Below are 19,337 nucleotides of genomic sequence, written 5' to 3'. Positions count from 1 at the left end.
ATAGCTCATGTTACCCACACCACTGCTAATTTATCGACAAAATGGGGAACAGATCATCCCCAAGCGGTTGCCGATTAACCCACGAACCTGTGATATCGCCACGGATTTAATCACCTGTTTCCGGGAGGCGGTGGGTCATACCCAAGGTCAACTCAAGAGCCAGCTTTCTGAATTAGAAGGGGATAGTCCTGATTATCGCCTCAAACGGGGACTAGCACATCTGCTCAAAAATAACTTCAGTACCTTTGAAATTGTTAGTCCCCTGGAACCAAAAGAACTGCGACAACGGGTTTTTACCCTATCTGCTCAATCCCTCCCCTGTCGCGCCGCTACGGAAGCGACTCTGGAAACCCTCAGTAGTACGCTTACTCAAGAATTACACCAAGAGGTGCTACCGTCGCAAATTAGAACAGGGCTTTATGCGGATTTGCCGGAAAATCGGATTCTCACCCAGTTTGATGATCCCGCGCCGGAAGCCTTGCTGCACCGTTACAACTTATCTCAAGTCCAGGGGATTTTCTACAAAGCCTCTGAGATGGTTCTCAATGCTCATCGGAATGTACCGGGGGAATATAAACTACTGTTTCGTTATTTAAAGTTATTTGGCTTAATGACTTATATTGAAGGCGATGCGGATCACGGGTTTACGATTACTATTGATGGACCTGCCAGTTTATTTAAAACCAGTACCCGCTATGGACTCGCGATCGCGAAACTGATTCCGGCTCTACTCCATGTTACTCGTTGGAGTCTAAAAGCCACGTTACAAATGCGTGATCCCTACACGGGAACGTGGAAATCCGGGCGATTTTGCCTGAATGATAAGTGTGGGTTGGTCACTCATTATCCCCCGGGTAAGCCTTACGACAGTATGATTGAGGCATCCTTTGCCAACCGTTGGGACTCGCTGAAAACAGAGTGGATTCTGGAACGAGAAGTGGATCTGATTCCGATTCCGGGGAGTGTGATGATTCCTGATTTTCGGTTGGTGCATCCCGACGGGCGAGATATGTTGTTAGAAATTGTTGGGTTTTGGCGTCCCGACTACCTGCAAAAGAAATTTTCTCAAGTCCGGCGGGCGGCTTGTGATAATTTAATTTTGGCAATTTCTGAGCGACTTAATTTGGATAAAGCTGGGGTTAAGCTGGAACGTGTGCCTGCCCAGATTATTTGGTTTAAGGATAAATTATCACCCAAGGCGGTACTAGAGGTTTTAGATCAATGAACGGTGATCACCGTAGGGGCGCACCGACGTGCATTGGTGTCATATCATTGATGTAGAGACGCGCCATGGCGCGTCTCTACCCATGGAAATCGGGAATATCCCTATATCTGGAAAAGGATGATTATAATAATTGAAAGCGAGGAAAATTTCAAACCCAAGTTAGCTGCTTGGGGACAGCGAGAAGGAACAATTAAGAACAACGGGTGCATGGATCGCTATTAGATGTGTATAGTTTAAGCTGTCACGCATTGAAATTGGGAATGGGTAGCGAGCAAGATGCAAAGCCTGCGGCATGGCTTCGCTTAACGCACTACAAGTATTTCGCAATTCTTGACATTATGGTTTAAATGCCGAACAGCTTAGAGACATTCACGGCGTTAACGTAGACGAGTTCAAGCTTATCAGGAGTGCCATATTGGGTTGAAGCAGAAATGTCTCAATTGCTTCATTCTCCAGTTCTATCGCTACATACGGCTGCTAATTAATCAATCAATTTATGGCTCTGATGAGTTTAACTAGGATGAGTATGCGGTTTTGTCTGGTCAGTGGGTTAGTGATTAAGCTGGGCGTTGGTATTTGGTTTAACCCAGTGTCGGCTCAGATTATCCCGGATGCTACCTTGGGGAGTGAAGGGTCTCGCTTTATCAAAGGTGTAGAGATTGATCGGATTGAGGGTGGAGCAGCGCGAGGGGTCAATTTGTTCCACAGCTTTACTGAGTTTAACGTATTAGACGGACAACAGGTTTATTTTGCCAATCCTGGGGGGATTGAAAATATCCTGAGTCGGGTGACGGGGGAGAATGATTCGACTATTTTGGGAACTTTGGGGGTATTGGGAAATGCTAATTTATTTTTAGTGAATCCCAATGGGATTGTGTTTGGACCGAATGCGCGGTTGGATGTGGCGGGTTCCTTTGTAGCTTCTACGGGAAATGGGTTTAATTTCTCGGATGGGAGTAGTTTTAGTGCGACGAATCCCGAAGCGCCACCGTTGTTGACGATGAATGTTACTCCGGGGTTGCAGTATGGGGTGAGTCAGCCTCAAGCCGAGATTATTAATCAGGGAAATTTAAGGGTAGGGCAAGATTTTAGTTTAGTCGGGAATCGTCTCACGTTGTCGGGGCAGTTGGAAGCGGGGAGGGATTTAACCCTGTTGGCAACGGATACGGTAGAGATTCGAGATAGTGTGAGTAATCCGTTCATTGCTGAGGCGGGTGGTGAATTGGTGGTGCAGGGGAATCAGGCGGTTGATATTTTTGCCTTGAATCATCCCGATAGTGGGTTGTTTTCCGGTGGGGATATGGTGCTGCGTTCCGCTAATCCTGTAAGCGGCGATGCTCATTATTGGAGTGGGGGGAGTTTTCGGATTGAGCAGTTGGATAGTAGTCTGGGGAGTTTGTCAAGCCCTAATGATCCGGTGATTCGGGCAAGTGGAGATGTCAGTTTTGATAGTTATACTGGGGCTTCCTTACATATTTTCGCCGGGGGTAGCGTCACGGTTACGGGTGATATCAAGATTACTGGCGCGGACGAGAAAAATGGAATTGTAGAGACAGTTACTCTCTCTAATGGGACAACAGTAGACATTGACGGTAAGACGAAACCAACGCTGGATATTCGGGCGGGAACGAACGTTCCGCTAACTCTGGCTGTGCCTGATAATCTCGGTAAAAATCTAAGCCAATCAGTCGGGGTTGATGTGCCGATAAGATGGCTAACACTTCATCGAGAGCTTTGTCTGGAACTGTACCAATTCCCGGCTGATAACGCTCCGCAATTATGTCTCGCCGGAGTGCCTCACTACTGGCAGCATCCACCTCAACGATTAAAAAACGCTCATCTTGGGCTTCACTGGGACGTAACCGCATTAACTGATCATAGACTCTCAGTTCAGCCGACTCCATCCCCCCCAAAAACCGAGCCACAACCACCAGCAGCGAAACGAAAGCACTCGTCAACACCACCGAACGCCGCTTAATTTTGCGATAGGGCAGTTCTCGGCTAGCTTTAATGTAGTCTAGTTGTAGCGCCGTGGGCTTCGGTTGCTTGTCGGCTGATTCCTGTAACCATTGCTTAGAGGCGACTAAATCTTTCCCTCGCAGCAAAAAGCTATCATCCTGTCCCTTTTGTGTCCACTCCATCGCCTTCACCAGCAACCGAGTGTGAGTGCGTGTATAGTCCGGATCACTATCTAGCGTCCGGATTAATTCGCCAAAATTGGGTAAAAATTCACCGCCGTGTTTACGGAAATCAATCCAGTGGGCGTTCTCTAAAGCCAAGGGAAGTTCGGCTGTGGCTGTTTCTTGATGCAAGATGGCAACCGTTCGTTTATTCAGCGTCTGGGCATAAGCTAACTCCTTAGCCACATCAGCATCGTTAACAAAAGGAAGAGAAATCACCGCGACAATTGTATTAGCTCGTTCAATACCCTTAACCCGTTCAATACCCTGATCAATGACTAGCTGCAAGGCAATGCTGTCACTTCCTGAAGCTCTATCCTGGGGCAAGTCCGCTTGGGTAGGAATACTTTCCTGGTCAAACCACGTCGTTTTACCCTGCATCTGTAACGCATCATTCAGCTTACGCACAAAGTCTGAGTCAGCATCAGAATAGGAAATAAACACATCATGGGACACTTCCGGCGGCTGTCGCAGACTTTCAGTGATAAATTCTTCGTGCCAAGCTGTTGGCTGATGTTGAGTCCTCTTTTTCGCCACCTGCAACCAAGCTTCAGCACGGCGCAGATTATAATCCCGCAGCAAAATACTGGAGTTGCGGTTCTGCTGCTGCCACTTGAGCGCCTTAGCTAAGAAAATCTTATGCTCGTGGTAGTATACTGCCTCGTGATCCAGTATGTTGATCAGTTGGCTTTCATCAAGACGGTAATCTTCTTCGTGTAGATTATCAGTCAGATCAATATAATGTAACGAGCGCAATTCTGGCGGGATTTGCTCCGGCTCAACAGGACTCACCAGCACAGGGATAATCCGCTTATTCAGCGCTAAAGCATAGTTTAATTCTTGCTGACAGTAGGTAGAGTTCAGGGAGTCAGGTGAGAGCAAATAGACTAAGTTATCTGCTTGGGCTACACCCTGCTTAATCGCTGCCTCAAAGGTTTCCCCTGTTTGAATATCAGAGGTATTCGTCCAAACTGTAAATCCTGCACGCCACAGACTGGTGCGAATCTGCCGCATCACTGCCTCATTTTCGTAGGCATAGGAGAGGAACACCTGAGTCATCAGGTTATAGGCATTTTTGATACTTTCGCTGATAAACTCACAGTGTAAATCTGTGGGAGTACAGGGGGGCTGCTCGTCTTTAAAGCGCACCTTCAGCCATGCTTCGGCTTGCTTTCGTTCCTCACCAATGAGCAAATGTTGTGATCCCTTGTGCTGCCTTTCCCAGGCTAGTGATTTATCTAAGAAATACGTGTGCTGATGTACGTAATCCTTGTGCCTTGCGAATAGTTCTAGTAATCCGGAGAACGACTGCTCAAAGTCGTCAATTCCCTCACGAAAATACACCCAATTAATTTTGCCAATTGCCGGATGCATATTGGGAAAGCTGGAATGCAGTCCCTTTGCTTGGTAAGCATCCCAGTCAGCATCCGTTCCTTGGGGATTCCGTTGTTGCCAGGTATCACGACTAATCTGTTCGACGTGCAGCAACGGGATAATCCGCTTGTGGTACTTAATTGCCAGTTCGATTTCTTTACGGCAGTAGGCGGAGTTGATCGAATGGGGAGCAATGATGAACAGGAAGTTATCCGCCTTCTCAATCCCATCATCAATTTGGTTTTGAAAATCTACGCCCAGAGGAATATTTTCAAAGTCAAACCAAATTTTTAAGCCGTACTCAGTCAGGTGTTGATAGAGCTTTATGGCAAAGGCTTTACTATCGGCTCTTCCATAGGAAATAAAGCCATTGTCAAAGCCGGGACGCGGTTCATACATCTAACTTGAGATAGATTTATTTCTAATATCCACAACTATAACAAAAGAACCTGAATGCGACTCGAACAGCGATCGCGAATTAGGGCTTGCTGTCAAAACCTGAAACCTTATCGTTGGTTTTATGTAACGAAGACACTCGGATATCAAGACTTACCCAGGCTTTCCCGTTGAACCATTTGTAGGGGTACGACAGGGGTACGACATGTCGTACCCCTACCGTCTTTTAAGCGGCGCTAACGGTTGCATGGAGAGAGGGGTGTTCATGTTCAACCACAAACACATTGGCATAAAGGTTCGCCACAATTTGCTTCCCTTCTAGCGTCAACTCTAAGTAGCGCAATGAGTCCTTAATGTAGGGATACACCCCACTCCAGTAAAACTTGGAATAGTTCTGGCGCAAGTCTCCTGGATGACTATAGCCTAAGGCTTTATTCACACCCGTTTCTTCAAACTCGTAGTATAAGGCACTAATTTTTTTCAAGTAGCGCGGATCACTGAGTTGACCAATTAAATCGGCAGATCTTACTAAACCGGGACAGTTACTTGTGTCTAGGTGATCTTGATCACTTGGCACAGGAAAACGAGTGAGTTCAATATTCCGCTTAATTTCTTCGGCATCAATTAGTAAATTGCCACCAAACCGTTCTTCAATAAACAGCTTACCGCGATCAACGTGATAGGGGGTGAGGCTGGCATCTGTCGCCCCTGGTGGTAAACTCACCTTGTCCCCATCTACGCCTGTGGCATAGCGGTTTTCACTTAATCGGTCTTGTCGGCAGACTCCTTTAACGTAACCAATATCATGGCAGAGTAAGGAGATAATTGCATGCATCCAGTCTTCACAAGAAATGCCTCCTTCACGGATATGTTTACCGCGCAGAATTTCCTGTCCGACTAAGGTGACTAAAATGGTGTGTTCAACATTGTGGTAGAGAGCGTCACTATTGGCAATATTTTCTAATGCCATGGCGCCCGCCCAGCCGATAATGTCAGCATAGTCAGACTTCCAGCCGCCGTAAGTTCGGCTGTAGCCTTCCCGAATCCGATCCACAAAGTTGTCGATGAGTATTTGGGTTGTGTCAAACATGGAGGGTTACCTCAAGGGGACTCGTTAGGACAATCGAAGTTTATGAGTTAGTAGTTGACTATAATGATAAATCTCTCTGAGAGTTGAGTAATCCTATCCTTTGCCATTAATCCGTCTTGGCTTAAAAGCGGTGATTTTCACGCCTAGGACAGGTATAGCGAAAAATTCTCAAACTCGATACTTCTAATGTAATAAAAATAGCGAAAAAGGTTGTGATGACGTTTTTTCGCTCAACGTGATACTTTGAGGCAACCTGTGTGAGACGGATCACCTGATTGCAATTAGCCAAACACCTCTGCTTCAATACCATGCCACCACTCACCCAGATTCATCAGATCCTGATGAATCTCAGCTAGCTCACGAGTATAGGCATCTGGTGTCATAGTTGCTTTACGCTCTTGGAGTTTCCGTAAACGCAATTGCACTAACAGCCAAGGCTTGGCAATCCCGTCTGTCGCTTCAATGTATTGGGCTAAGTCTTTACTGTTCATTTTCTGTATAGGCGCGATCGCACATTAAGAACCCAAACTACCAAAAGCCCCGTCTGATATCCAGATCAGGCGGGGCTAGTCACTGTTACTGACGTGACAACTTCACTGGATTATCGTTAAGCCGCAGCCATTTGCTGATTCACAAAGTCCCAGTTAATCAGATTGTTGAGAAACGCTTCCACAAAATCAGGACGCTTGTTTTGATAATCCAGATAGTAGGCGTGTTCCCACACATCACAGGTTAACAACGGTGTCATTCCCAAAGCAATGGGATTAACCGCATTGGCGGTGTTAACTACTTTGAGCGTGCCATTATCGAGGACTAGCCACGCCCAGCCACTACCAAACTGACTTGTAGCGGCTTTCTTGAATTCTTCCTTGAACTTATCGTAGCCGCCTAAATCAGACTTGATTTTGTCAGCGACTGCACCACTTGGCACACCGCCACCACCCGACTTCATTGAGTTCCAGAAGAAGGTGTGGTTCCAAGCTTGGGCGGCATTATTGAAAAGCCCTGACTTGGACGAATCCTTGTAGCTAGCCTTAATGACTTCCTCGATGGACTTGTCAGCCATACCAGCGGCTTGCGACATGTCGTTGAAGTTATTAACGTACTTCGCGTGGTGTTTGTCGTGATGAAACTCTAGCGTTTTAGCTGAGATGTAAGGATCCAGCGCGTTGTAAGCGTAAGGTAAATCAGGAAGTGCGTAGGCCATATTGTGTTCTATCCTCTCAAATACTGTGTTCTAGCTTAAAACGAACCGAGACTTTAGATGTATTCCTTAGGTTAAGTATTACTATATCAAGGGATTAACGGTTATTGTAATAACCATTAACAATATGATTGTTTTGTTTCTCTGAGGGGTAGCCATCGCCTTACGTCTATGATTGAGTTTGTGGTATCCACCCGTGGTGAAACGGGTTAGACGCGATCGCGCCACTAGCCGGGTTGAGTCACAGGGGGACAGTTAGCGGTTTTTCTGGACAATCGCTTGCACAACGTCAATGGCATCGGCTGGGGTGGCTGCCACAAAAACTGTCTCCAGCGACAGGCTGGTAAAAAACTGTTGACTTTCGTAATGGTCGGATAATAATACCACAGGTTTACCACCCTTGAGGGCGAGAGCGATTTCTGAAGCGGTTCCTGCACCAATACCACAAGCAATCACCACATCACTGGAGAGAACGTTAATATTATTGCGCCCACTGCCCATATCCGTCGCGATCGCAATATCCACAGCATCGGACATATTCTGAGTATCGCTGCTGGGTAAAATGCCCACAGTTAAGCCACCTGCGGCTTTTGCCCCTTGACTTGCTGCATCCATTACCCCAGCATTTCTGCCACCCGTCAGCAGCACCCATCCCTGCTGGGCGATACGTTGTCCCAATTCATAAGCTCGTTCTAAGTCTGTGGCGGTAGCCCCTTTACCGGGTCCCATCACGCCGACAACGATTTTTCTCATGGGTAGAAAGTATAATTGGCTGATTACTGGAGTTATATCATTTGGGATTGTTTGTGCAACACAACGTCCTGCTCTAATTAGTTTTGTTGCTCCGTTATCGGTAAATAGCTGATTTTAGTCCCTAAACCCGCCCCTACAGAGTCCCTAAACCCGCCCCTACAGAGTCCCTAAACCCGCCCCTACAGTAGCTACCGAATCGATGTTTTAACAACAGAGTTCATGAATTACGCGATCGCTATTGACTTTCTCCAGAATTGTGATCCCATTCTGGGACAACTCATTAACCTAATTGGTGCATGTCAACTGAATCAGCATCAGTTGGAGGGAGATTTGTTCTTTTGCCTATCCCGATCAATTCTTCACCAACAACTTTCTACCAAAGTAGCCCATGTTATCCACAGTCGGTTTCTCCAGCTTTACCCTGACACGCCGTTTCCTACCGCACAGGATGTGTTAAACACGCCTGATGAAGTTCTCCGAGGTGTGGGGATTTCACGCCCGAAAATTGCTTATCTTAAAGACTTGGCACGTCATTCAATTGATGGATTGCCCACCCTGGAAGCGTTGGAAGTTATGGATGATGAGTCGATTATAAAGATTTTAACGCAGGTTAAAGGGATTGGATGCTGGACTGTGCAGATGCTGTTGATTTTCCGTCTCAAGCGATGGGATGTTTTGCCTGTGGATGATTTGGGGATACGTGCAGGTATTCGGAACCTGTATAATCTTGAGGCACTTCCTGACCGCAAAACGACAAAACGCTTCGGACAAAGGTGGAAGCCGTATTGCAGTATCGCCTCATGGTACTTGTGGCGCAGCTTGGATCTAAAGCCAATCTGAGGACTGCTGGAGGGAGGGGAACATTACGATAAAAAGAGCAGCAACGTAAGCGCGATCGCCTTTGGCGCTGGGCTTCGCTCAATTGCACTTTTCTTATCACTGACCGAATAGAGTGTGGCACAATGATTATAGTAGCATTGTAAGTGCTGCTGACTCTGGAAATATGTCATACAGTGATTTCAAAACGATTGACCAAGCCGTTTCTATCCTCGAATTAACAGTCGAGGATATTTCTCATTTATTTAGTCATATTGCACCGATTGAACCTTCACATCGGCTTAAGGAAACGCTGGATGAAACGTTAGATTTGGCGGCAAGTATCAGTACAGAAAAAGCTCGGTCTGAATTAATTATTACTCCGGTTTTATTGGAAGTGAGACGTAAATTTAATAATAAAATTGGTTATTTTTCTGGCAATACGTTTAATGTTGACGAATCAAAAGGGTTAACGGGTGCTTGTGACTTTATCTTAAGTGCATCAAAAAATCAATCCCTAGTTACTGCTCCTGTTTTAACATTGGTTGAAGCGAAAGATAATGATATCCGCATTGGGTTAGGACAATGTGTCGCTCAAATGGTTGCTGCTCAAATATTTAATGCCCGTAATGGCGTGGAACAGCCAGTGGTATATGGTGCAGTTTCAACGGGTACGAACTGGAAGTTTATCATGTTAGAAAATCAGACGGTAAAAATTGATTTCACTGAATATTTCATTACCCAGTTAAATCAAATATTAGGCATTCTTGCTGAACCATTTAGAATTTATTTTGAGGGTGCGATCGCGTAGGTTGAGGTATCGATGGAAGAATCAATTGGGGCTTGGGATTTTCTCGAACGAATAATGCCTTCAAGGATGTCCAGTAACTTATGTATGTTTATATCCATGCTTTTCTCTACTCTCTTGTTGTATTCACCCTCCTAATCTGGGATCGTTGTTAATTCTTGCGATCGCAGATCGTTGCGGTTGATCAAGCTCAAAATGAATCTTCTGAGCCGGGAAATAAATCGTCTGATATGCCTGAATTGTTTCTTCTGGAGACAATCCCTCTTGTGAACGAGCAATCGCCCGTTCTAGGGCTGTCTCAAAGCTGCAATCAATCCAGAAAGAGAGATCGTAATATGACTGAAATTGATGCTTTAGTAAGTAGATTCCTTCTAGCAAGATAACATCTACTTCCTCAAAGCTGTATATATGTTTTCGATATTCCGTAGCTGTTTCTTCCGTGAAATCTGCCTCAAGATAAATGGAGCGGCGATTGCGTAATGGAAAGACGAGTTGACCAAATAACTCTTCAAAACGAATCGCATGTCGGTAGAACTGTTCCGGTGGATTGATTTTACTAAAGCGTTTTTCAGGCAGATTTAACCAACCATCAAGATTGATGTTTGCGATATTGAGACCCCGTTTCAAAAGTAGGGTGGCAATTTTGTCGGTGAGATAGCCTTTCCCTGAACCATCTATCCCTGAAATCGCGACTAGAAGTGCCTGGTGATCTGGAATAATTGTTCGCTGTCGAACAATCGCTTCAGCAGCATCTTTAATGCTGATCAAGCGTTTTCGCGCAAGATTGTCGAGCATAGCCAAAACCGTAATCAAACAAATGTCAGTTTTAAGCGAGTATTAAAGGGTTGACAAAACCATCAAACATTCAATCGTTAAATTTAATTTTTTTGCCAATATAGAAAACATAGCCATAAAACTCTTTGTATTTGTAATATAATTCAGCTTCATGTATTTCGTTTTCTATGAACTCTTCGGCTGTTTTATTGCCTGCATATTTTTTCAAGAAGTTTTTCTGTGCAGAAACTTGCGGCGTATAAAAATGTTCAGTCCAACAGCTTTCGGGCAGGACAAAAGTTGCAATTGGAATATATCCGGCTTTTTGCATTTGTGCCACCTTGTTGGAAATAGTATCTATTTCCGGATAAGCATCTTGCCAAAATTCGTCGATTTCATCAGGTCGCTCTTCGGTAAACCACGATGCCTCTGAAATGCCAATAAAGCCTCCTGTCTTCAAGAACTTATGCCATTCGTTTATGCCTCGTTCAAACCCGATATTGTAGATTGCTCCTTCTGACCAGATTAAGTCTAATTCTTCATTCTGAAAAGGAAGATTCTCCATTGAACCAACAATACCCTTGACTCTATCCTGAAGATTCAGTTTATGTACGTTAAGATTGAATAGCTCTATAAAGCCGGGAAATAAGTCGATTCCTGTAATATACCCTGACGTACAACTAGCCATTGCCATTGTCTGACTACCGGTGCCGCAACCAATATCAGCAATTTGTGATTCATTTGTCAGATTATCAATAAAGCTCAAAGCTTTAATCGTTACTTCGGGACTCCCAGGTCCTTGTCGTTCTAGGCTTGAAAAATATTCGCAGATTAATTTAAAATCGAAGTCGTGAATCGATTTATTTTCCTCGTTCATGATGTTTTCCTTGTTTAAATGCAAGCCGTTGCAGCAGTTTGCTCTTCAGGGAGAAATGCAAGAACAATTCGCTCTGGAGGAATACCTGCGGCGATTAAGTCTTTGCTGATTCCCTGTTCCATCCCGTCATATTCCACCCAAACCTTGCCCTCATTCAAAGTCACATAAATCAAATTTCCCCTCACCCGTCGTCCTCTATCCCAACCTACCTGCATCAATGCATAGCGGTTTTGCGCGTCGTCAAACACCGTGTCGAGTCGAATATCGCCGTGAGAAGGTTTAAACTGAGCGTATCGTTGAATCACCTGTTTTACTATGTCCTGCTCTCTCGTGGTGGTATCCATCGCTTCACCTCTAGTTCGACTTGATCAACCCTCTCTTTCTACGCGACGAATCGGAATTTGGATTTCACTGCGCTTGGCAGGTTCAGGAACATAAGGAGCATCGTAGAAGAAACGGCGAGGGGAGCCAACGACAGTCCATTCTGGATGCTGCGCTAACCACTCTCGTAACCGTTGGATATTTTTTTGATAGCTGGAGTAATCGTAACTCCCTTTTAACCCAAGACTGACAACTGTCATTGATGGGATATCTTCGACTTGAATGTTTTGGCTAATTTCGTCGGGATAGATATCCGTGTTGCGGTAGAGGAATGAAACCAGTGCTTCACCTCGTTCATCGGGTGTACCCGTCTGATTAGCTTCCAGGGTGCTAACTGGATAACGGGTTTCGACTGGAGCCGTCATCGAGATATTGTTAGAACTGATATGGCGATAGAGAGGGTCAAAGGCTCGATTGGCTGCCATGGAGAGTTCTCCTGAGTAGCGCACTGTGGCAGAGCGGTAGGCTGGATAGTGTTTAACCTCAATTTTTCCATCTGGTGTTGGCGGCGGGAATCCTTCTGGCAAGGGAGCTGTAGCCGCATCGTAGGCGAAGAAGGCGATCGCAACGACGGCTAGAATTCCTAGGGGTAACAGTAAGTGCTTTAGCTTCACAGAGAACCTCAGAAACTCTTTCTATTCTAGATCCGGCAGTTCTTCCGGGGGGTAGATATATCTTCCTGGCAAAGTAAAATCACGCGATCGCAATCCCCTCTCCAAGCAAGACTGACTCGAAGCTCACTCAAATTTTGGTGGATGTTCCCCTAGCTTGACCCACATCCGACGCACGCGAATCAACTGGGGACGATTCATCTTGAGGGTAGTGATCGTTGCTCGACCAACAGGTGTCAACCCGATTAACTCTGTCGCATCCTTACTCCAGGTAAAATGCTTCTCCCACACTTGGCGATGGGGATGAAACAGAGGAACCGTCTGATGGGTAGTGGGGTCTAATCCGGTTTGAAGAGTGGCTTTGTAGCGATTACAGGTAGGACAAGAAAGGCACAGATTCTCAAAAATTGTATCTCCACCAACTGAGCGAGGGATAATGTGTTCAAATTCAAAAATTACAACCGTCAGTGCTTCAGCCGTGCGGCAATAGGCACAGCAATGTCTAAAATGGGTGCGAACTTGTCGCTGTAACTCAACAGGAATATATGCGCTCACGCCACTGTCGCCAAGGTTTCTAGGCGGTGCAGGGTATACCTGGCGCGGGTTTTGAGGATTGTCAGTTGATCGACTTGTGCGAGCAGATGATCTAGATTGGCAATTTCGTCAGCAGAGAGTTGAGATTCTGCATTCCGAACTAGCAGATCGTCCAATTGATTTTGTGCGGCGGGAGCTAGCCTACTATCGGCTAAGGCTTTTAGTTCATCTCGGCTCAAGCCGATTAAACATTCCTCATCCACAGCTAGTGGGTTCGCCAGTCGATTATAGGCTTCCAAATCTAATAAGACACCAACTCGCTCCCCCTGTTCATTGGTAACATAGCGCACTTGCTCAGACATGTTTTTTGTGTAAGGTCTTTGGATTCATCGTAGCTTATGGGAGTTTGGCGATCGCATCTCCTACTGCTTCGGCTGTGGAAGAGTGGACTTAGAGCAGAACAGCGCGTTTAAATGCTTGCTATGATGCTACCTGTGATCATATTGCTGGATGGGAAAATTAGAGAAATTAGCCATTGGACTATTATTTGAATCTTCAGTATTCAGTAACACTTTATCCTCATCCAGAGGTGGGATATGTAGCTCAGATTAAAGACTTACCTGGATGTCTGATTCAAGGTGAAACGTTGGATGAGACGATCGCAAACATAAATGAGGCGCGGGAGTTGTGGATTGAGACAGCTTATAAAGCTGGAGATGAGATTCCTTTACCCAGTACGGATGATACTTACAGTGGAAAGCTACTCCTGCGGATGCCGAAATCGTTGCATCGTCGTTTAGCCGAGAAAGCGGACAGGGAAAATGTGAGCCTCAATCCGTACATTGTATCTATGTTGAGTCAGGGAGGATTAGGTTAGCAGGGCGATCGCGCTGCCATTCCAACAGGTTAACCTTGAGAACAGAGCAATTAGGAGATCAGTAATGTCACGAGCAATTAACGCCACAGAAGTCGGTAACCACATTGGTGAATTAATCCAGCAGGTTGTTGAACAGCAGCAGCCTTTGATTATCGAATCTGAGGGAAAGCCCCAAGTTGTCATGCTTTCCATCGCTGAATACGAGCGTTTGCTCTCAGCTAACCGAGTAGAAGTAGGACAAACACCCTTGGGAAGAAAACTTTGGCAAATTCGTCAGCAGATTGTTGCCACAGGTGAACCCCTTTTAGATTGGGATGAAGTCAATCAAGAAGTGGCTGAACGTCGAGGTGAAAACCGACAGGACATAGCATGAAGCGTACCTTCATTTACATCGTGTTACGAATATCAAGGTTATTTCGATCGCTATAAACGAGTCTTAAAGCGTGATTATAGCAACCCTAAATGAGTTGTGAATTGTATTCTACTCTGGTGTCAGAATAGTGGTTAGAGTTAACCCGCGATCGCGTCTCAGCGCCTCTCGCATCGCCATTTCATCCGTAAACGTTTCTCGTAATAGCCGCCCTTCATAAACCAGCCTTACCTCACTCTCCTGAAAGGGCCAAGGAGATAGAATGATTTGATGAGGATCATCATTAACATGAGTCAACCCTAGAACAGTTTCACCATCAGCCGTAGGAACCTGCTCAACCTGCTGTTCACCTGACACATTCTGACACAAAATTAGTGAAAGAGCATCCCACGTCGCTACCAGTTTTTGGTTGCGTTTGATCACGTCTGGTGTCACATAAGGGACATAATGGGGGTCATTTTTCAACGTAGCAATAAGCTGTTCTTGAAAGGCATACTCACTGTTCAGAAAATCCTGTACAATTCGGCTAGACTCCGGGTTTTTCTGCCAACTTCGATATCGCTCATATAGCCCAGTACCGTGCAGTGAAACGAATAATGTCACATACCTCCCCCAAGGCATTGCTAGCTGTTTCGCACCCGTCCAGATATCAATATGGACTTGGGTTGGGAGTTCAGTAAAGCGATAGGGATAGCCAGTTTCGGGGTTGAGAGTGGGCGCTTGTTCCCACAACAGCCAGCCGATATCATGTTGTTCGGCGGCGAGACAGAGTTCTTTGGGTGGGAGAAACTGACCGAATTGTTCATTTCCCCAAGCCCGGGCTAATTCACCAGAAACCCAGGCGTGGTTCGGTTGGGTGATGCAGATAAGTCCCTCTTTTGATAAGCGATGTAGCATGGTTTGAATTCAAAATCAAAGAATTCTAATTTTGAATTGATTCCCCTGAGTATAGGTTTAATTTGCACTATTTTAGCTGTGCCACGCCGCCACTGATACAGTAGAGTAATTTGGTTTAAGTTATGAAAACTGTTCCCTGTTCCCTGTTGCCTCTCCCCACCACAAAACTCATTCAGCAGACTCTAATTAACTTGATTGGGTACACAAGAAGTAATGATTTGCCTAAACTCCTCCGGTTCTGCCCTACCGGCTTGCAAGTCTTGACCAATTTGCATGAATTCATCTAGGGTGTAAGTCTCTTGAATCTTCTCAATCGTGCAGGTACAAAATGCCCTGACTTCCTCTGGGCGATCGCCAACACAGTTCTCGATATAAATTTGAACCATCTCAGGAGGATAGGCATTCGTCGGTTCTTGGGGCGTCACATCAGGCGTTTGCGAATTTCCTCTAGGTGCGCTCACAAGTACCAGGATTAAGGTACTCATTACCGCCGATAGGGTCTGGATTTTTTTCATGATGTTTTAAATGAGCGCTATTGATGGGAATGATATCATTTCCGGTTGAATATTTCAAAGGGAACGGGGAACCGGGAACAGATGATATACAATTTCAATGCACATCAGCTTATCAGTAATCAATCACCTGCTGTCTTCTGCCTTTTGGTATAGTTATCTCTACAAAACCAAACCTCCAATCATCCCTGCCAATAGAACAAAACCAATCCAGACATTTTGGCGAAAAATTTCCCCATAAACGGGTTTGGGAATATCAGCTTGGCGCAGTCGTGTATAGTGCCAAATCCACCCGATAATTGCCACACCTAAAGCAATCCAAAAGCCCCAGTGTAGTTGCATGACAAACCCCAATCTCGTCAAAAACCCCACTGTAGCGGCAAAAAATAGACCAACGGCTTCTGGGGCGTAGTCTCCAAAAAACAAGGCGCTAGAATTAACCCCAAGCTTCTGATCATCCTCTCGATCGGACATCGCATAAACGGTGTCAAATCCTAATGTCCACGTTACCGTTGCTGCCCACAAAAACCAAGTGGCAGGTTGTAAATTCTCAGTAACCGCACTCCAACTGATTAAGACAGCAAACCCCCAAGCGATGGATAAGACTAACTGGGGAATCGGAAAAACGCGCTTGGCTGACGGATAAAATACAATCACGGGAACGGCGGCGACGCAAAGCCAAAAGGTAAAGGGATTGAGATACAGGGCGAGGATACCTGCACAACTCATTGCCACTAACACCACAACCACTCCCACTTGTACAGATAGGGCGCGAGAGGCTAAGGGACGTTCTTTGGTGCGTTCGACTTGCGGATCAATATCGCGATCCCACAAATCGTTGATGACACAACCCGCCGCACTGGTGGCTAAGGTTCCTAGAATAATTACACCAACGAGGGGAATCGGCGGTGTACCCTGGGCGGCTAAGAAAACTGCCCACAGCGCGGGAACCATCAAAATTAAGCGTCCGGCTGGTTTATCCCAGCGCAACAGCCGCGCGATCGCGAGCCAAGTTGGTATTGAGGGAGGGTGTTGGTCGGTCAGCATCGATGCTCAGGTCTTTTATCGGGTCTTCACCAAATTAGGTGTAAATCTATATCGTTAAGATAACGCAACACTTTGCTACTGTCGATTTGAGCAGATTTAAAGTTATCTTTATCAGTAGCATCACGCCTAGAGTTGTAATCCCGAATACAAGAATGATCGATTTAGCTGCTCAAGGGAATTCAGCAGGAGTTTCGACTCCAACCACCAACACTGAGAGAATTCTGGCTGCCATTGATATTGGCACGAATTCGATTCACATGGTCATTGTCCGGATTGACCCGACGCTTCCTTCGTTTACGATTATCGCGAAAGAAAAAGATACGGTGCGACTGGGGGAACGTGATCCCCACACCGGAAATTTAACCCCCCAAGCCATCAAACGTGCGATCGCGGCATTGCAACGTTGTCAGGAGTTAGCGAAAAGCTTCCAAGCCGATCAGCTGGTTGCTGTGGCGACGAGTGCGGTACGAGAAGCCCCCAATGGACGCGACTTTTTACAACAAGTTGATTCACAATTAGGGTTATTTGTCAACCTGATTTCCGGTCAAGAAGAAGCGCGGCGGATTTATCTGGGCGTTTTGTCGGGAATGGAGTTTCACAACCAACCTCATATCATCATCGATATTGGTGGCGGTTCAACGGAATTAATCTTAGGCGATAGTCACGCCCCCCGTTCTCTCACCAGCACCAAAGTCGGCGCAGTACGCTTGACCCGTGAATTCATTACCACCGATCCGATTAGCGATCGCGAGTTTCAATATTTACAAGCCTATATTCGGGGACGAATCGAACGCGCCGTTGAAGATGTCTTAGCCAATATCGAACCCGGAGAAAAACCCCGTTTAGTCGGCACATCGGGGACAATTGAAACCCTAGCCGCCCTTCACGCCAAAGAAAATTTAGGAGTAATACCCAGTCCCCTGAATGGTTATGAATTCAACCGCCATGACCTAAAAGATATCGTCAAACACCTTGCCTCACTCACCTGTGCTGAACGGGAAAAACTCTCTGGACTGGCGGATAAACGAGCCGAAATTATCGTTGCGGGTGCAATTATTTTACTAGAAACCATGACGATGTTAGACATTCAGTCTCTCACCGTCGGGGAACGCGCTTTGCGAGAGGGAGTCATCGTAGACTGGATGCTTTCCCAAGGCTTAATAGAAGACAGACTGCGGTATCAAGGCGAAGTTCGCAAACGCAATATCATTAAAGTCGCGCAAAAATATCATGTTAACTTAGCCTCTAGTGAACGGGTGGCTAACTTTGCCGTCAGCTTATTTAACCAAACTAAAGGACAGCTACACAATTGGGGAAATGAAGAACGAGAATTGTTGTGGGCGGCGGCAATTTTGCATAATTGTGGTTTGTATGTGAGTCATTCAGCCCACAATAAGCATTCCTATTACCTGATTCGCAACGGTGAATTACTCGGCTTTACTGATATTGAGATTGAAGTGATCGCTAACTTGGCTCGTTACCATCGCAAGAGTTCACCCAAGAAAAAGCACGACAATTACAGTAATTTACCTAACAAATACTATCGGCATCTAGTCAAAGAAATCAGTCCTTTATTACGTTTAGCGGTTGCCCTAGATCGCCGACAGATTGGAGCAATTTCCAAAATCCGCTGCCACTATATACCAGAGGACAAAGAATTATGTTTGCGTCTGACACCTGTAGATCCCAATGATACCTGTGCTTTAGAAGTTTGGAGTTTAGAAGATAAAAAAGTCGTGTTTGAAGAGGAGTATAACGTTAAAGTCGTCATCCAGCTAGAAAACAAACCCAGTTAGTTCTAGCAACGGTAGTAGCGTGGCACAGCTAAAGTGGTGGAATAGGTTGTAGGTTGGGTTTCGACTTCGCTCAACCCAACCGGATCTAGGGCTAAGGTTCCCTACTACTAACCCAATTATTACCATCAATTTAGGTAGTGCCAATCCAGTAGTGTGTTAGCGTTCGTGCAGTGTTCGCGAAGGGTAGCGTAACGCATCAACTAGAAGGCATAATTTAACAAATGAGGAATGACATAGCTTGCTTCTCGCGCTCTTCAAGTATGACAAATGACGAATGACAAATGACGAATGACAATTAAGGTCGTCCTTTTTTCTCATAATACTGCTGATGATACTCTTCGGCTAAATAGTAATCAGAAGCGGGTTTAATTTCGGTCATAATATCCTGGTCATACTTACCAGACATCTGAAGCTTGCGCTTTGATTCTCTGGCTATTTTCTCCTGGTCAGAATTGTGGAAAAATATAACCGAGCGGTATTGCTCTCCGCGATCGAGTCCCTGGCGATTATACTGGGTAGGGTCATGAATTGACCAAAAGACATTCAGCAGGTCATCGTAGGAAATCTGAGACGGATCATACTCAACTTGCACCACTTCTGCATGTCCAGTAATTCTGGCACAAACATCTAAATAGGAAGGGTTCTCAAAATGCCCTCCCATATAGCCGACGGATGTAGAGGTAACGCCATTTAATCGACGAAATGCCGCCTCTACTCCCCAAAAACAGCCTGCTCCAAATGTCGCTTTTTCCATGAGATATTCACCTATTTTTACGACAACTGGGTATAAGTAGGGCTTGCTGCACAAGACCGAA

Annotated in this window: 21 protein-coding genes and 1 pseudogene; 7 read left to right on the top strand and 15 right to left on the bottom strand. The window is 45.7% G+C overall.

Translation table 11 applies throughout. From position 1 onward, the window contains the following. The first annotated feature begins 7 nt into the window (after positions 1-7). Together RH949_RS03185 and RH949_RS03180 are read left to right on the top strand one after the other, a co-directional pair. Complete coding sequence (locus RH949_RS03185) at positions 8-1,225, top strand: DUF790 family protein (RefSeq protein WP_006104285.1); 1,218 nt, start codon at positions 8-10, stop codon at positions 1,223-1,225. Between the two features lie 496 nt (positions 1,226-1,721). After that, positions 1,722-2,579: pseudogene (locus RH949_RS03180) on the top strand (filamentous hemagglutinin N-terminal domain-containing protein); the annotation flags it as partial. Positions 2,580-2,790: 211 nt separating this feature from the next. On the opposite strand, the gene RH949_RS03175 reads toward RH949_RS03180, so the two are convergent. The 5 genes from RH949_RS03175 to RH949_RS03155 form a co-directional block, all read right to left on the bottom strand. Further along, complete coding sequence (locus tag RH949_RS03175; protein ID WP_446351900.1) at positions 2,791-5,178, bottom strand: TIR domain-containing protein; 2,388 nt, start codon at positions 5,176-5,178, stop codon at positions 2,791-2,793. Between the two features lie 223 nt (positions 5,179-5,401). Next, the gene (locus RH949_RS03170; protein WP_006106504.1) at positions 5,402-6,265 is read right to left on the bottom strand and encodes an Npun_R2479 family HD domain-containing metalloprotein; all 864 of its coding nucleotides are present in this window, start codon (positions 6,263-6,265) and stop codon (positions 5,402-5,404) included. A gap of 281 nt (positions 6,266-6,546) precedes the next feature. Further along, positions 6,547-6,756: a hypothetical protein gene (locus RH949_RS03165; RefSeq protein ID WP_006106475.1), complete on the bottom strand. Its 210-nt coding sequence runs from the start codon at positions 6,754-6,756 to the stop codon at positions 6,547-6,549. Positions 6,757-6,872: 116 nt separating this feature from the next. Beyond that, positions 6,873-7,472 (bottom strand): superoxide dismutase, encoded by a 600-nt coding sequence (locus RH949_RS03160; RefSeq protein WP_446351899.1) that lies wholly within the window; start codon positions 7,470-7,472, stop codon positions 6,873-6,875. Positions 7,473-7,724: 252 nt separating this feature from the next. After that, positions 7,725-8,222 (bottom strand): TIGR00725 family protein, encoded by a 498-nt coding sequence (locus RH949_RS03155; protein WP_446351898.1) that lies wholly within the window; start codon positions 8,220-8,222, stop codon positions 7,725-7,727. A gap of 219 nt (positions 8,223-8,441) precedes the next feature. On the opposite strand from RH949_RS03155, the gene RH949_RS03150 reads away from it, so the two are divergent. Continuing rightward, positions 8,442-9,062, top strand: coding sequence for a DNA-3-methyladenine glycosylase family protein (locus tag RH949_RS03150; RefSeq protein WP_446351897.1), 621 nt, complete (start codon positions 8,442-8,444; stop codon positions 9,060-9,062). A gap of 163 nt (positions 9,063-9,225) precedes the next feature. Then, positions 9,226-9,849, top strand: a complete 624-nt coding sequence (locus RH949_RS03145; protein WP_446351896.1) for a hypothetical protein — start codon at positions 9,226-9,228, stop codon at positions 9,847-9,849. Between the two features lie 123 nt (positions 9,850-9,972). Here the strand turns inward: RH949_RS03145 and RH949_RS03140 are convergent, their stop codons facing one another. The 6 genes from RH949_RS03140 to RH949_RS03115 all read right to left on the bottom strand — a co-directional run bounded on the left by RH949_RS03140 (position 9,973) and on the right by RH949_RS03115 (position 13,385). Next, positions 9,973-10,641: a uridine kinase gene (locus RH949_RS03140; protein WP_446351895.1), complete on the bottom strand. Its 669-nt coding sequence runs from the start codon at positions 10,639-10,641 to the stop codon at positions 9,973-9,975. A gap of 70 nt (positions 10,642-10,711) precedes the next feature. Beyond that, positions 10,712-11,497 (bottom strand): class I SAM-dependent methyltransferase, encoded by a 786-nt coding sequence (locus RH949_RS03135; protein ID WP_446351894.1) that lies wholly within the window; start codon positions 11,495-11,497, stop codon positions 10,712-10,714. A 14-nt stretch (positions 11,498-11,511) separates the two neighbouring features. Next, positions 11,512-11,841 (bottom strand): XisI protein, encoded by a 330-nt coding sequence (locus RH949_RS03130; protein ID WP_006106496.1) that lies wholly within the window; start codon positions 11,839-11,841, stop codon positions 11,512-11,514. A 24-nt stretch (positions 11,842-11,865) separates the two neighbouring features. Continuing rightward, positions 11,866-12,492, bottom strand: a complete 627-nt coding sequence (locus tag RH949_RS03125) for a heme-binding protein (RefSeq protein ID WP_446351893.1) — start codon at positions 12,490-12,492, stop codon at positions 11,866-11,868. A 123-nt stretch (positions 12,493-12,615) separates the two neighbouring features. Next, positions 12,616-13,044 (bottom strand): HNH endonuclease, encoded by a 429-nt coding sequence (locus RH949_RS03120; RefSeq protein WP_446351892.1) that lies wholly within the window; start codon positions 13,042-13,044, stop codon positions 12,616-12,618. Further along, complete coding sequence (locus RH949_RS03115; RefSeq protein ID WP_446351891.1) at positions 13,041-13,385, bottom strand: hypothetical protein; 345 nt, start codon at positions 13,383-13,385, stop codon at positions 13,041-13,043. The genes RH949_RS03120 and RH949_RS03115 overlap by 4 nt, the downstream gene beginning before the upstream one ends. A 173-nt stretch (positions 13,386-13,558) precedes the next feature. On the opposite strand from RH949_RS03115, the gene RH949_RS03110 reads away from it, so the two are divergent. Together RH949_RS03110 and RH949_RS03105 are read left to right on the top strand one after the other, a co-directional pair. After that, the gene (locus RH949_RS03110) at positions 13,559-13,900 is read left to right on the top strand and encodes a type II toxin-antitoxin system HicB family antitoxin (protein WP_446351890.1); all 342 of its coding nucleotides are present in this window, start codon (positions 13,559-13,561) and stop codon (positions 13,898-13,900) included. Between the two features lie 64 nt (positions 13,901-13,964). Next, a complete protein-coding gene (locus tag RH949_RS03105) occupies positions 13,965-14,273 on the top strand; it encodes a type II toxin-antitoxin system Phd/YefM family antitoxin (protein WP_446351889.1) in 309 nt (102 codons plus the stop codon). Between the two features lie 108 nt (positions 14,274-14,381). Here the strand turns inward: RH949_RS03105 and RH949_RS03100 are convergent, their stop codons facing one another. The 3 genes from RH949_RS03100 to RH949_RS03090 all read right to left on the bottom strand — a co-directional run bounded on the left by RH949_RS03100 (position 14,382) and on the right by RH949_RS03090 (position 16,726). Further along, positions 14,382-15,167 carry a DUF3891 family protein gene (locus tag RH949_RS03100; protein ID WP_446351888.1) on the bottom strand — a complete coding sequence of 262 codons (786 nt, stop codon included), beginning with the start codon at positions 15,165-15,167 and terminating at the stop codon, positions 14,382-14,384. 182 nt (positions 15,168-15,349) lie between these two features. Then, a complete protein-coding gene (locus RH949_RS03095; RefSeq protein ID WP_446351887.1) occupies positions 15,350-15,682 on the bottom strand; it encodes a hypothetical protein in 333 nt (110 codons plus the stop codon). Between the two features lie 159 nt (positions 15,683-15,841). Further along, positions 15,842-16,726, bottom strand: coding sequence for a 4-hydroxybenzoate solanesyltransferase (locus RH949_RS03090; protein ID WP_446351886.1), 885 nt, complete (start codon positions 16,724-16,726; stop codon positions 15,842-15,844). Positions 16,727-16,878: 152 nt separating this feature from the next. Between RH949_RS03090 and RH949_RS03085 the strand changes: the two genes are divergently transcribed. Continuing rightward, positions 16,879-18,522 carry a Ppx/GppA phosphatase family protein gene (locus RH949_RS03085; protein WP_446351885.1) on the top strand — a complete coding sequence of 548 codons (1,644 nt, stop codon included), beginning with the start codon at positions 16,879-16,881 and terminating at the stop codon, positions 18,520-18,522. A gap of 295 nt (positions 18,523-18,817) precedes the next feature. Here the strand turns inward: RH949_RS03085 and msrA are convergent, their stop codons facing one another. After that, positions 18,818-19,276: a peptide-methionine (S)-S-oxide reductase MsrA gene (gene msrA / locus RH949_RS03080; RefSeq protein WP_446351906.1), complete on the bottom strand. Its 459-nt coding sequence runs from the start codon at positions 19,274-19,276 to the stop codon at positions 18,818-18,820. Positions 19,277-19,337 lie beyond the last annotated feature (61 nt).

This window comes from Coleofasciculus sp. A1-SPW-01 (assembly GCF_040217205.1).
Classification (GTDB): Bacteria; Cyanobacteriota; Cyanobacteriia; order Cyanobacteriales; family Coleofasciculaceae; genus Coleofasciculus; species Coleofasciculus chthonoplastes_A.
The sequence above is the reverse complement of the archived record's forward strand: the minus strand, read 5'-3'. Positions and strand labels throughout refer to the sequence as shown.